The sequence below is a fragment of the Gottfriedia luciferensis genome, from assembly GCF_001712755.1.
GTDB lineage: Bacteria > Bacillota > Bacilli > Bacillales > Bacillaceae_G > Gottfriedia > Gottfriedia luciferensis_B.
Map to the genome: position 1 here is coordinate 145000 of NZ_MDKC01000004.1, position 13753 is coordinate 158752.

A 13753-nucleotide genomic window follows, 5' to 3' on the forward strand; every position below is an offset into this window, starting at 1 on the left:
ATTCCTATCAAATAACCTAGTAATACTAGATTTTTACTTGCATCTGAATCATTCCAGTGAAAGTAGGGTTTGCAGTCCATTCTGGATTTTCTAAATCATATAATGAATCGATTGTAGGAAAACGTGTTATTACTTCCTTAAGAATCTCCATAATCTCTACACGAGCAAAAGCAGCAGCTATACAAGTATGATAACCTCCACCGAAAGCTACATGACGGAAACCTGTTCTACTTATATCCATTTTGTCAGGATTTGCAAATACTCGCTCATCTCGACCAGCAGAAGCTAAGAAGAAATAAACAGAATCATTTTTCTTGATTTGCTGTCCATGTAACTCAATATCATTTGAAGCATGTCTAACAATATATTGGATTGGCCCTTCTAGTCTCATTGTTTCATCTAATACTTTTGGAAGAAGAGACATATCTTTTTTAAGCATTTCTAGAACATCTTGATTCTTAAATAGAAGATGTAATGTATTACTTAACACAAATTGAGGAATTTTATGTCCACCGAAAATTAAGTGCATTGTTTGAGCAATTAATTGATCATCAGTAAGTTCACCATCTGCACCAGGAGTCTCAGAGATTAATCTACTTAATAAATCATTTTTCTTTTCTTTTCGTCTTTCCGCAATTGCATCTGAAAGGTATGCCCAAATTTCTCTTACACTTCCTCTAACTTGTTCACTAATTTCTTTACTAGGAACATGAGACACAACGAAATCTTGCATAAATAATGCGATATCATCAGACCACTTAATGAATCTGTCAACTTCTTCACCAGGAATTCCTAACATTTTACAAAGTACCATCGCAGGAATAGGGTGTGCGATCTCTTTTACAAAGTCAAATGAACTTATGTTTTTTTCAAGTACTTTATCAACGATTGTAGAAACAATTTTCTGAATTTCAGGAGCAATAAGTTCGATTTCATTAACTAAAAAGGCTCTGTTCATATAACCTTTTAATTGTGAATGAACTGGGCGATCATTATAAACCATCCAAGTCTTAATGATATCGATTATATCTTTAAAATGTTGATCTTCTCCTTCAGCGAGATTACTCATTTTATTCGGAATTACATTACTTGAAATAAATTTATCTCCTAGTAAATTCTTGGACACATCCTCGTACCTAGTTATAAACCAAGATTGCATTTCTTCATGCCAAAAAACAGGTGCATCATTTCGTAATCGTTCATATAATTCGTATCTGTTTTCATAATACTCTTTACTATTTAAACTGAACTGCTCGACAGATTGTTTTACATTTATACTCATGTTATTTCCTCCTGTTATACTACAATTATTTTTTTACTAGATTTACTTACAAAATCTACAATCTCCATATCACTTAAATGACATATTACGTCACAAACAAAACGTGCTCGCTCAGTATGGCTAGACATATTGATTAATTTTTGTAAGATTTCCTTATCTAATTTCAACAAAGAATCCTCACTAATTAAGTTAAAAAGATAATCGTAGGTGAGCTGTATATTATGAGTAATCTTTTTATCTATTTCTCTATTAACACTTCTTTCTAAGAAACATTTCTTTGTAATTTGATTTAATAGAAAAAGTTTTAATTCATTTTCTATTGGAAGATTCAATTTACTATACATTGGTTGTGCATAGTTTATCTTGATCACTAATGAATCTATAAAATCATGAATAATAGATTGTAGTGGATCCGATGTGAACTTACAGTAATTTTGTAAAATTTCCCCAAGTATATTATTTTTAATGTCTTCCATAATCTTTGGAATGAAATAAAGTAATTCAGATCTACTAACTTCAGGGAAAAAAAGGATTGTCTCCTCTAACATCGCGCCTTCAGTAATATATTTGTTAAGTAATTGAGCAAATCTATTTTCTCCATAAAATAGAATTAAATCTTTTAGATCTGAAAGGGAATAAGATAACGTATCTGCTATGTCTACAATCGATTGCTCAATGACATTTTCTTGATATGTCAAAAATAAAGGTTCTAAATAGTCTGTCATATACCCGTAATAGCCTTTGATTAAACCGTTATATTCTTCTCTAATTAAAGGAATATTGGTTTTATATTTCATTAAGGCTGTAATGGTTCTGAATTTAAAATTATCGGAACTAGTTACTAAAATTTTAATGCTCTGTGCATTTGATTCAAATCCACCCATTTTTTTCATCATTTCATCTAGCGCTCGTTCACCGGTATGTCCAAATGGTGGATGACCAATATCATGAGCTAGACTAATAGCCTTTACTAAATCTTTATTTATGGGTGTAATGTTATTCTCTTGAAAATAGTTATTAAGATGTTCCACGATTAAGCCTGAAACATGGCATACGTCAATAGTATGAAACAAACGATTATGGCAATGCTCTGAGTTGGGAATTAACTGTGTTTTTTTTGCTAGTTTTTTTAAATGGGGGGATTCTAAAACTGCATTAAAGTCATGTAAGAACGCAATATTAGCTTCTTGCGTTTGCTTGTCAGATAATCTTAGGTGGTCAAAAGTATGATACATGGCCTTATACATATCAATAAACCCCTTCTATAAACAATAATTTAAGAAAACATTTAAATGACGTAAAAAAACCAAGATAAAGTAGGATGTATTCTCCACTAAAGAGATAAGTCCTACTTTATCTTGGTTCGCAAAAAAGTTGAAATTTTTAAAGGTATATAATGTCCTTCAAATAGGTGAAGAAGAGCGCACTTTTAAATAGTCTAAGGTTATTAGAGTATTTAAAAGGATCTATTCAAAGTGACATAGTTATCCCTTATTAAATTCAGCTTTTTTTACTAAATAAAGTAAAAATTACCTCGTAGTCTAATTCTTAACGGGAATTAGGTAGAGACTCCCAGACCATATCTCTGGGTATATACGAGCTAAAATACATTTATGGTAAATAGTGGTAAAAATGGAAATAATAACCTGCAGGATTATCATTTAATATATTACATTCAATCAAATTAAATATCAACACTATCCCTATGAGGATATAGTATGAAGTTTTTTTGGTTAATTACAGATATTAATAGTTAAATATACCGAATTAAACTGGGCTTTTAGTGAACGATGATTCATTTTCGATATTGACAGTAAATTTAGTGTGTAATAGTATAATAATTAATTTTTAAATATTAAGTATTTTTAGAAAAATAGATTTAGTTAATACATAATGGAAAGATGATAGTAAGATTTCATCCAAAGGTTTGAGTTATGTGTAGTTACTGTGTCCTTAAAATGAATAGATTGCTAATTTAGGAGGAGTAATAATGAAAGCGATTACTGAAGGTGCTTTATTATGGGAGCCAACTAGGCAGCAAATTGAAAATGCTGGAGTTAGCCATTTTATGAACTGGCTCGAAAATGAAAAAAATCTATTTTTCAATACACAAAGTGAGTTATGGAAATGGTCTGTCGATGAATTAGAGTCCTTTTGGGAAAGCGTTTGGAAATATTGTAATGTAATTTCCCATGCACCATACGATCAAGTTCTTGAAGAGCGAAAAATGCCAGGCGCAAAATGGTTTACCGGCTCTAAAATTAATTATGCAGAACATGTATTTCGAAATGATAAGGGAGACCAACCTGCATTAATTTTTCAATCAGAAATTACTCCAAAAACAGAAATAAGTTGGAAAGAGCTTAAGGAAAAAACAGGTTTGGTCGCAAATTCTTTAAGAAAATTAGGTGTTAAATCTGGGGATAGGGTTGTAGCATATATGCCTAATGTCCCTGAAACGATCATTGCCTTTTTAGCTTGTGCAAGCATTGGAGCGATTTGGTCTAGCTGTTCACCAGATTTTGGAACGAGTAGTGTAATTGACCGATTTAAACAAATCGAACCAACTATTTTATTTGCGGTGGATGGTTATTCTTATAATGGAAAAGTTCAAAATAGGTTATCAAGTGTTGAAGAACTACAGTCTGAATTACCTACATTAAAGAAGACAATTTTAGTACCATATGCGAATTTTGATGAATATAAAATAGAAAACGAAATAGTTTTTTGGAATGAATTATTAGTGGGAAGTAGTGAACTTACTTTTGAAAGTGTTCCTTTTGATCATCCATTATGGATACTATTTTCATCGGGAACAACAGGATTGCCTAAACCAATTGTACAAAGTCAAGGTGGAATATTAGTTGAGCAACTTAAGACCTTAGTAGTCGAACAAGGAATAAATCAAGATGATGTGATTTTTTGGTTTACTACTACTGGTTGGATGATGTGGAATCAATTAGTTGGAGGATTGTTATCTGGCAGTAGGATATTATTGTTTGATGGAAGCCCTTCTTATCCTAGTCTACATGTTTTGTGGGACCTTGCAGAAGAAGTAGGTGTAACATTCTTTGGGACAAGTGCAGGATTCTTAAGTGTGTGTGAGAAGCACGCAATCAAGCTAAAAGATAGACATAGTTTTTCTAAATTAAAGTCTATTTGTTCAACAGGATCCCCACTATCAGTCGAAGGATTTTCTTGGGTATATGAAAATATAAAAGATGACATCTGGCTTGTTTCAACTAGTGGAGGTACTGATGTTTGCACAGCGTTTGTTGGAGGTTCACCGATTCTTCCTGTTTATGCTGGAGAGATTCAAGCTCGTTCATTAGGGGCTCATGTACAATCTTTTGATGATGAGGGAAAATCAGTAATTAATGAAGTGGGGGAATTAGTGATTACATCTCCTATGCCGTCCATGCCGCTTTATTTCTGGGGTGATTCGAATAATGAACGTTATCTAGAAAGTTATTTTGAAGTTTATCCAGGTATTTGGAGGCATGGAGATTGGATTAAAATTGATGAAAAAGGTAGTTGTGTCATTTATGGGAGATCAGATTCAACCATAAATAGACATGGAGTGCGTCTAGGTACAAGCGAAATCTATCGAGTTGTTGAGTCAATTGATGAGATAATGGAAGGTTTAGTGATCGATCTAGAACTACTTGGCCGTCAGTCATTTATGCCATTATTTGTTGTACTTAAACATGGTGTTGTTTTGACAAATGAATTAAAGAGAAAAATAAAAGAAGAAATTAAATATAAAGTTTCACCACGATTTGTCCCTAATGAAATTTATGAAGTTGATCAAATTCCAAAAACATTGAGTGGAAAGAAATTAGAAGTTCCAATTCGTAAAATATTATTAGGTTTTTCTCCTGAAAAAGTAGTCAACCAAGGTTCGATGGCTAATCCAGATTCATTAAAGTTTTTTATCGGGTTGGCACAGGTTTTAAATGGACAAATTTGAAATTAATCTAGAACGTTATCTTCATTATGAGATAGCGTTTTTTTATGCTCTGTTAAGGTAGATTGTTGATTTTCTTATTCAACTAACTGGCAGTTTAGTTGAACAAGGTCTTATTGATTTTTCGGCGAATATTAGTTATGAAGAGTATATAATTGAAGACAACAGGGTGGTTATTTTGAAACAAAAAACTAATTACACAGCATTTTATCTTCTTTTAGCATCAATTATTGTTGGTGCACAATTTAGAGAAGATTTTAAAGGAATTCCAGAAATAATATCATTTGTAAGTTTTACTTTAATTTATCTTTATATCTTTTTTCTAAATCGCAAGACTTTAACACTGTTAATTTTGTGTGTTGTTTCATACATAGCTTTTGCTACTAATTATACATTTTTCCATTTTTGAGTTTCAAAACCTTATACAACTAAAGCATGCTTTAGTTGAACAACTTGATCGGCTGAAAAAGTCGATTTTTTTTATGGAACTAACTGGCAGGATAATTTCATAATGATTCAGAACCAACGATAGATAAATTCCAACAATAGATCAAAATATGTTATCGTTTAAATATGATTTTTCTAGAGTAGAAAAATGAGAAAGGTGTGCAGAAGTGTGAACAAAAGAATATTTTTGAATTTATTTACTGTGACTTTACTATTTGTATTTGTGGGTTGCGGAAAAATCACTGAACAGACTTCGTCAGAAAAAGTGCAATCGAAAGCGAGCACGGCTTCTAAGACTGTTGAAACCAATAAGAGTACATCTGACGGAGACACAGAAAAACCAACGAGTGATAGTGAACCTAACAAAAGTGTTCCTGCATCTAGCACTTCAAAGGCAACAGGTACAACGGGTGGATTTGATTACAGCAAATATACCCTAATTGTAGTAAACGGTGGGGATATGTCAGGAGATAGACAGCCGAATGTTAAAGTAGATGTTGGATTTGGAGAGCGAGAATATTGGGCGTATACAAATGAATACGGTCAGCTAATACGTGTTGAAGCGAAAAAGATAACACTTCAAAATTCGAATACTGATCATGTTTTGTCATCAGGTAGATACTACGCTGATGAAGCAAATGTTCCTGGTACAGAGAGTCCGACCTTGGATAAAGGGCATGTGATTGCTGACTCACTTGGGGGAGTCTCAAACGCATATAACATTACACCTCAGAACAGTAATCTCAATAGGCACGGTGATCAAGCTTACATGGAAAAAGTGATTCGAGATGCAAGAGGTTGTACTGATTTCGTAGCAGTAATTCGATATCCAAATACTAAGACGCAAATTCCTAGCCATTATAAATTCACATACAAAATTCAGGGTAGATACATTACAGATGAATTTGACAATGTAAACCCAGATGAAGTGAACAAAAATTTAAGGAAAACGACAGGTAAGAGCAGTACTCCACCGAAGACAGTCAATGTACCTGCAAACAACACGAAAAATAGTAATGAAGATATTAGTAAAGTGGATACCAATCATAACGGAAGTGTTACGATTGCTGAAGCCAAAGCTGCTGGCTTTAAAATGCCAATTACGCGCGATTCTTGGCTCTATAAATATATGGATGATCGAGATGGAGACGGCTTAGTAGGCGAATAAATGGCGTCAATAATAAGCGTTATCAATTCTATTATGCCATTTGCATAAACAAATGATTCACAAAAGAATGTATCAAAAACATAGTTGCCTCATTAAAACAATACCCCTTTAAGTATGCTTAGTTATGTCAGATTTTATTTAAAGGGGTATTATTCCAACCAATGAAAGTTAAAGTTAACATTCTTGATTGATAATTTTACCTTGTTCAGTCAGTTTAACAAGAGCCGCATATCCGGTCCCTTTTTTTATGACAGTCGCCATCCCTTCACTAACAAGTATATTTAATGTTTTTAGGTCGTCTTTGTTTAATTTTGTATATCGGTAATAACCATCGCCAATTTTGTGAATTAATCTTCCTTCTCTTGTCATTCCTAAAACAGTAGTCATATTTTTCCCTTCTTTCGAAAGTGTTTGGATTTAATGATTACATAATTATCGTATATTGTTTGTGTAAATTTGTCTGTGTATAATTTGTGAAATATCTAACAATCTTATTTAGGATTATTTGTAATAATTGGAAGGATAAACATATTTTCATCTCGACATACTATTTTTGTGTCTAATAAATGGAGGTGTGTTGGTATGTCGTTTCAAAATCGTGGTATCGGACATCCTGAACATCAAGATGATCCAAATAAATTACATATCGTCGCAGTACGAAAAAATGGCGATGGTGATATTACAGATGTAAAATTTCAAAATGGTGAAATAGTCGGGATTGAGCAAGCAATTGCGATGGCAGAACTTGAACAAATTGAAGATGTGAACACAGGTCTAACTCGTGGAGATAATCCACATAAAACACTTCGTTCTTATCCTGATGGTGATCCTACAAATAATTTAAGTAACTTACCTACTTTTTAAAGTCCATACACTAAAAAGGTGCACAAGTCTGTGCACCTTTTTTATTTCTGAGTAATTCATGAGAAAATGGAAAATTTAATATTAGAATACATAAAATACCAGTAAAGTAGGGAGCTAATTTGAAAAAACCTTTTTTATTTCTTTCACTAGTGACTTGTTTGTTAATCGGAAATTATTTAGTTGCTTCAAAAAATACTGTGAAAAGTGAAAGTAATTCTTCCCTTATCTATCAAAATGAGAAACCCGATAAAGCCTCAGAAGCTCTTAGAGCATTAAATATAAAAAAAGCAAAAGAAGGAAGAACGACATCATTAGAGCAAAAACGAATCGAAATTGAAAAACAAATAGTCCCAACTCCTTCAAATATTAAAATTAAGGGAGATAATATTGAAGGAACAAAAGTGGAATGGTTAATTCCGGATGGATCTTCAGAAGATAAGATTGTTTTTTATGTACATGGCGGAGGTTGGTCTAGAGGTGGGCTAGGTTTTTCAAGGAATTTAGGAACAATCTTAGCTAGAGAGACAGGTTTTAGGGTACTAACGATACAGTATAGACTTTCACCTGAAAATCCATATCCAGCAGCTTTAACCGATGTTGAAAAAGTTTATAATTATTTAGGAAAAAATTATGGTCCCAATTCTAAAGTTGTTATCGTTGGGGATAGTGCTGGTGGTAATTTAGCATTTGCTTTGTTAAATAAAATAAAATCTTCAAATGGAAACGATCCAACAGCTGTTGTAGGGATTTCTCCAGCGACTGACTTAACGAAAGAAAGCCAATTATACACTTCAGATTTTGATAGTATTCATGCAAGTTATCATGGAAATGATATCAATATTGTTGATACATACGTAGGGAATAATAATCGGAAAAATCCTTTAATCTCACCACTTTATGGTGATTTAAAAGGTTTACCTCCAATGCTTATTCATGTCGGGGCAAGGGAAGAGTTAATCGATGATATTTTAGCATATGCGGCTAAAGCAAATTCTCAAGGCGTAGAGGTTACATGTAAAGTTTGGAGAGGAATGTTTCATGATTTTCAGTTAATGGACAAGGCTTCGAGTATCAGTAAGCAAGCGAACGCTGAAATTGCACAGTTTATTAAACGATACTTGGGGAATAGATAGTGAAAATACAAAAAAAGTAAGGTTTACTTTGGCCTTACTTTTTTTATGTCGAGTTTGAATTTAAGAAATTTGAAATTTGATCAATATCTCTTTGTGTAAGAACAGGGTCAATTGTAATGATTGGGTGAATGATTTCCCCTTCAAGCAAGAAATCAGAAATAATAAATTCAATGTTTAGTTCATTTATAATTGTTGATTCAAACTCACCTAATTTAGGAAGAATAAAATCAATTTTATGTCCAAAAGCAGTAACCAATTTCGTTTCAATATAACGATGAACCCCTGGACCATTACTTGTTAATAATAAAACCTTCTTCCTTGATGATGAGAACTTGATTTTAGAAGCTTGAACATTTAATGCAACTTTCGCAATTTTATCTCTAGTAATTTCAGGGTGTGAAAATTTTTTCGTCCAGATTTGTAAGGCTTTTGATACATTTTTAAATAGGTCTGAATACTGATTTTTAACATAACGGTCCATTGAATAGGATGGTTCTTTTTTATCGATTGAGTATAAAATGAACGAGTATCTTTGGAATTGGTCATGTAATGTGTAAAGAAACTCCTCGTCTTCATCTAACGATATACCTGTTTTTTCCTTCAATAGTTCTACTAAGTGATAGAGTTCCTTAAAATACCTTGTTTCTTGATTTTGATATAAATAAAGAAATTCATTTTTTTCCATGTTGTCAAAACTATAATATGGAAGGGTTGATATTAATAATGAAAACGCAATTCGTTCATTCATACAAATATGTTGTATATATTGATGTTCTAAATGATTACAAATTTCATTAGCAATTTTAAAAAAATTTGATTCTAAAATCTTGTTGATTGATTGATCAGTTAATTCAAGTTGCATTTTTTTATCGATTCTATATAACATCGTTCCAAGTAAATAGACGTACTTATTGGCAGTAGAAGGATATAGAAATAATTTAAACTTTTCAGTTGTGTCCAGTACAACTTTTTTTATATCTTGAAATGAGAATGCTTCAAATGGCCATTCTTGATCATCCGAATAAGCCGATAAAGCATCTAGTATATCACCACACAATAGCCGAATTTCAAATTCTCTTCCTACAATTTCTAGCGGGCCACGTTTTAAAGTTAAATGGTAGGCACCCAATAATTCCTCAACTCGATCAAGTACTGAATAGACAGCTGGTTGCTGTGTATAAAGCGCATTTGCTAATTCTGCAATACTTTTAATTTGAGTAAATTGTATTAGCATAATAGCTTGAAAACTCAATGAATTTTTTACGTAAAGTGAACGAATTTCATTAATCGATGAAGAAATCGGTTTATTAATATAAATTCCTTTACCTTTTATTGTTTCAATTTGCCATCCTTTTGGTAGATGTGTGTTAATTGCCTGTAAATCATTTCGAATTGTTTTTTCAGTACAAAGTAACTCATTTGCTAATTCTTCTGTTTTAAACCACTTATCTTGTTTACTTAAAATATTAATTATTTGTAATTTCCGTTTAGTTGATTTATCCATTCAAAATCTCCAAAATTTTGTCCAATTTATTACTATTATTGCTTTTAATGTTCCGTCTTAATTCAGAAAGTTTATTTCATCTATTGGAAAACACCTTTTAATGCGATTTTTAGAGTTAAATGTGAATTTTTATTGAAGACAGGATATTATTTTTACCTAAATCAAAGGTAAAAAACATCATGGGAAACACTTTGCTCCAGCGATATAATGACATTGTTGAAACAAAAAAATAATTTTTAAGGAGTAAAGTGAAATGAAATTTACAAAAGTCGCGCTTTTTAGTGTAATAGGGATGTCATCATTAGTTGGAGCTGCTCACTCAACTTTTGCGGAGGTATCGTCCGTTGGTAATTCAAAAGGGTCGATTACATTTGTTGCTGGAACAGGCCCAGTTACACCTGTTGATCCTACAAACCCAATTGAACCATTAGAACCATCAGGTCCTACTGATCCAACAGATCCACCAACTGGAAATGCTGGTTCATTAACATTAGATTATGTTTCATCCGTTGATTTCGGAGTAAATGAGATTTCAAATAAAACAGAAGTTTATTCAGCTAAATCCAAAAAGCCATTTATTCAAGTTTCGGATCGCCGTGGTACTGGTGCTGGATGGTCTGTAACTGCTAAAGCAAGTAAATTTACAAATGGAACAGCAGATTCTCTACCTGGTGCAATCATTACATTTAAAAATGGTTCCGTTATATCTTTAAGTACAAGTGGATCTCCGGTAGCAACTGAAACAATTGCCTTAAATACAGACGGAAGTACAGCATCACCTGTTGTTTCCGCAACTCCAGGTAATGGTTTTGGTACATGGGTAACTCGTTGGCTTGGGCCAAATCCAGAAGTGAATGATGGGGCATTAAATGATAATGTCACTTTGACGATACCAGCAGGATCAGCAACGATTGGTAATCATGAGGCAACTATTACATGGACATTAACGGATGCTCCGGGTTTATAGTAGTTAAATTGAAAAATAACAATTAATGGAATGAATTTTATATTTTTTGAATCTATCAGATGAAACTTTTTTATATGTCTTATAGTGAAAAGATATAAAGTTTCTATTCTAAAGGGGGAAGACAAAATGGATCATTTACGGCAAAAATTATTGCTAATTTTTTCTGCTATTCTGTTAACTTTATCGTTCATCCCTCTAGCTGTAAAAGCAGAAAATACTATCGATTTTTCTGTAAAAGCAATCATTCCAACAAATCAAATTGATCATCTGAAATCATATTTTGATTTAAAAATGTCTCCAGGACAAAAACAGGATCTTAAAATTGAGGTCTTTAATAATAGTAAAAAAGAAGAAACAATCCAAGGGAATATTACTTTTGCAACGACAAATGATAATGGACTGATTGATTACTCTGAATCGAATAGTAAGGATGCAGATAAAACTTTAAAGTATCCATTAACTAGCTTAATAAAAGAACCTCAAAAAGAAGTTGTTATTCCACCAGGTAAATCAAAGGTAGTGTCATTTTCGATTACAATGCCGAAATATGAATATAATGGAGTTATTTTAGGAGCAGCCCACTTTAAGAAAAAGATCGATGAAACTGAAAAAAGTTCTAAAAGTGAGAGCATTAATATAAAAAATGAGTACGCATATGTGGTTGGAATAAAATTATCGGAAAACACAAAGGAAGTCGAGCCTGATCTACATTTACTTGATATTAAACCTAAATTAGTAAATTATCGTACAACAATTGCCCCAACAATCCAAAACAGCGAATCCTCCATTGTGAAGGATATGAGCATAGATGCGCAAATCTTTAAAAAAGGTTCCAATAAAGTTTTATATAGTTCGAAAAAAACTAAGATGAGCATGGCCCCTAATTCAAATTTTGATTACGCAATCGATTTAGAAAATAATCCAATTGAACCCGGAACTTACCGATTAAAGATGAAAGCGATCATCGGAACTCAAGTATGGGAATGGGATGAGTTATTCACGATTGGAAAAGAAGCAACAGATTTGAATAATAAAGCAGTTGAAATAAAAAATAATCATTATTGGTTTTATATCGGAGGCGGATTATTACTTTTAATAGGGATCATTTGTTTAATTGTTTTTCTAAAAAGAAAGAAGGAAAAGGTCCCATCGAATAATAATGAATGATTTTTTGAAATAGTAAATTGTATTAATCCGATGCCTTAAGAGATTACTCTTAAAGTGATTGATATATTGATAAATTAAAAAGGCTCATTTCTACATTGAAATGTTGCCTTTTTTTATTAATATGAAATGATTTCATTTCTCAAGAAATTGATAAATTGTTTTTCAACCTTTGATAATATTTTCTTTTTTGAAGTGATTACTCCAAGTTCTGAGTTTATCGGTTCATAATTAATGATATCGATTTCAACAAGTTCGCCATTTAATACATATGGATGGTTTTTTATAGAAAAATTTGGTCCCCAAGTTATAGCACTACCATTTAAAATTACTCGTAATAACTCTTCTAGATGGTTGGAAGAAAATAAAATATCTAATTTTCCTATATTATGTTGGAAGTTATTTGTAAACCATCTTATATAATCACCGTTATATAGGACGAATTTTTGCTGAAGTATTTCTTCAGGTGTTATTTTTTTAGAAATGGCAAAAGGAGAATCTTTTTTTGCATATACTTTCATCTTTCCATTTACTAATTCTTCGTAATGAAACTCTTCTAATTCTTTCGCAATGCCTTCATAAAGGCAGATGATTCCTATATCTATTTGATTTTTTTTAACGATTTCAATTGTACGTTCAGTAGTGCTTTCTAAAATGTTTATATGCAAATTTGAATGTTGGCTTTTAAATTCCACTAACGGCGTTAATAAGTAATTAATAAATGCAGGCACCATTGAAACGCTAAGTTCACTAATCTGGGTATCCTTACTTTTCTGTGCTATTTCTTTTATTTCTGTATATTTTAAGAGGATTTCTTGTGATTTTTCTACTATTTTTACCCCGTCTTCTGTTAAGCTAGCTCCTAATCTAGAGCGAGTGAAGATTTTTATTCCTAGCTCTTCTTCTATTTTGGTGATCGCTTGACTGATACCTGACTGACTTACATGAAGATTTTCTGCGGCGATTGAAATCGAACCTGTTTTAGCGACTTCTACTAAAATCTCTAGTTTTTCTAGATGCATTATATTGACCACCTTTATCTTTCATTCAAGAAACAAAACTATTTCAATATAGGGTTTTTATTTCGGTTTTTATATTACAAATCGTGAAGATATATTTAAAAAATGTAAATTTACTTAATCATTTTGCAATTATAGAATTGGGTTTAACTAAAAGTATAATCTAATTTTTCAACTTGAGTCTAATTTAATTGAAAAATAATACTTTCTAATGTTGAAGCAAAACATACAATTTTTC

Annotated in this window: 12 protein-coding genes and 1 riboswitch; of the genes, 7 read left to right on the forward strand and 5 right to left on the reverse strand. The window is 32.0% G+C overall.

Features of this window, described 5'->3' with window-relative positions; genetic code table 11:
• Window positions 1–25: 25 nt before the first annotated feature.
• Window positions 26–1282, reverse strand: coding sequence for a cytochrome P450 (locus tag BED47_RS06215; protein ID WP_084006796.1), 1257 nt, complete (start codon window positions 1280–1282; stop codon window positions 26–28).
• A gap of 14 nt (window positions 1283–1296) precedes the next feature.
• Window positions 1297–2529: an HD domain-containing protein gene (locus BED47_RS06220; RefSeq protein WP_069032906.1), complete on the reverse strand. Its 1233-nt coding sequence runs from the start codon at window positions 2527–2529 to the stop codon at window positions 1297–1299.
• A gap of 270 nt (window positions 2530–2799) precedes the next feature.
• A riboswitch (purine riboswitch) is annotated at window positions 2800–2901 on the reverse strand.
• A gap of 371 nt (window positions 2902–3272) precedes the next feature.
• On the opposite strand from BED47_RS06220, the gene BED47_RS06225 reads away from it, so the two are divergent.
• The 3 genes from BED47_RS06225 to BED47_RS06235 all read left to right on the forward strand — a co-directional run bounded on the left by BED47_RS06225 (window position 3273) and on the right by BED47_RS06235 (window position 6864).
• The gene (locus tag BED47_RS06225; RefSeq protein ID WP_069032907.1) at window positions 3273–5252 is read left to right on the forward strand and encodes an acetoacetate--CoA ligase; all 1980 of its coding nucleotides are present in this window, start codon (window positions 3273–3275) and stop codon (window positions 5250–5252) included.
• 175 nt (window positions 5253–5427) lie between these two features.
• Window positions 5428–5658, forward strand: a complete 231-nt coding sequence (locus tag BED47_RS06230; RefSeq protein WP_069032908.1) for a hypothetical protein — start codon at window positions 5428–5430, stop codon at window positions 5656–5658.
• 207 nt (window positions 5659–5865) lie between these two features.
• Entirely contained in the window at window positions 5866–6864 is a 999-nt protein-coding gene (locus tag BED47_RS06235) for a DNA/RNA non-specific endonuclease (RefSeq protein WP_254664557.1), read from the forward strand.
• Between the two features lie 174 nt (window positions 6865–7038).
• On the opposite strand, the gene BED47_RS06240 is transcribed toward BED47_RS06235, so the two are convergent.
• Window positions 7039–7251: a hypothetical protein gene (locus BED47_RS06240; protein WP_069032910.1), complete on the reverse strand. Its 213-nt coding sequence runs from the start codon at window positions 7249–7251 to the stop codon at window positions 7039–7041.
• A 195-nt stretch (window positions 7252–7446) separates the two neighbouring features.
• On the opposite strand from BED47_RS06240, the gene BED47_RS06245 reads away from it, so the two are divergent.
• Together BED47_RS06245 and BED47_RS06250 are read left to right on the forward strand one after the other, a co-directional pair.
• Window positions 7447–7728 carry a DUF3892 domain-containing protein gene (locus BED47_RS06245; RefSeq protein ID WP_069032911.1) on the forward strand — a complete coding sequence of 94 codons (282 nt, stop codon included), beginning with the start codon at window positions 7447–7449 and terminating at the stop codon, window positions 7726–7728.
• A gap of 119 nt (window positions 7729–7847) precedes the next feature.
• Window positions 7848–8861, forward strand: a complete 1014-nt coding sequence (locus BED47_RS06250; RefSeq protein WP_069032912.1) for an alpha/beta hydrolase — start codon at window positions 7848–7850, stop codon at window positions 8859–8861.
• 43 nt (window positions 8862–8904) lie between these two features.
• On the opposite strand, the gene BED47_RS06255 is transcribed toward BED47_RS06250, so the two are convergent.
• A complete protein-coding gene (locus BED47_RS06255; protein WP_069032913.1) occupies window positions 8905–10365 on the reverse strand; it encodes a BglG family transcription antiterminator in 1461 nt (486 codons plus the stop codon).
• 253 nt (window positions 10366–10618) lie between these two features.
• On the opposite strand from BED47_RS06255, the gene BED47_RS06260 reads away from it, so the two are divergent.
• Both BED47_RS06260 and BED47_RS06265 read left to right on the forward strand, forming a co-directional pair.
• Window positions 10619–11332, forward strand: coding sequence for a WxL domain-containing protein (locus tag BED47_RS06260; RefSeq protein WP_069032914.1), 714 nt, complete (start codon window positions 10619–10621; stop codon window positions 11330–11332).
• 126 nt (window positions 11333–11458) lie between these two features.
• A complete protein-coding gene (locus BED47_RS06265; protein WP_069032915.1) occupies window positions 11459–12499 on the forward strand; it encodes a DUF916 and DUF3324 domain-containing protein in 1041 nt (346 codons plus the stop codon).
• A 116-nt stretch (window positions 12500–12615) separates the two neighbouring features.
• On the opposite strand, the gene BED47_RS06270 is transcribed toward BED47_RS06265, so the two are convergent.
• On the reverse strand, window positions 12616–13518 hold the full coding sequence (locus tag BED47_RS06270) for a LysR family transcriptional regulator (RefSeq protein ID WP_069032916.1): 903 nt from the start codon (window positions 13516–13518) through the stop codon (window positions 12616–12618).
• Window positions 13519–13753: the final 235 nt, after the last annotated feature.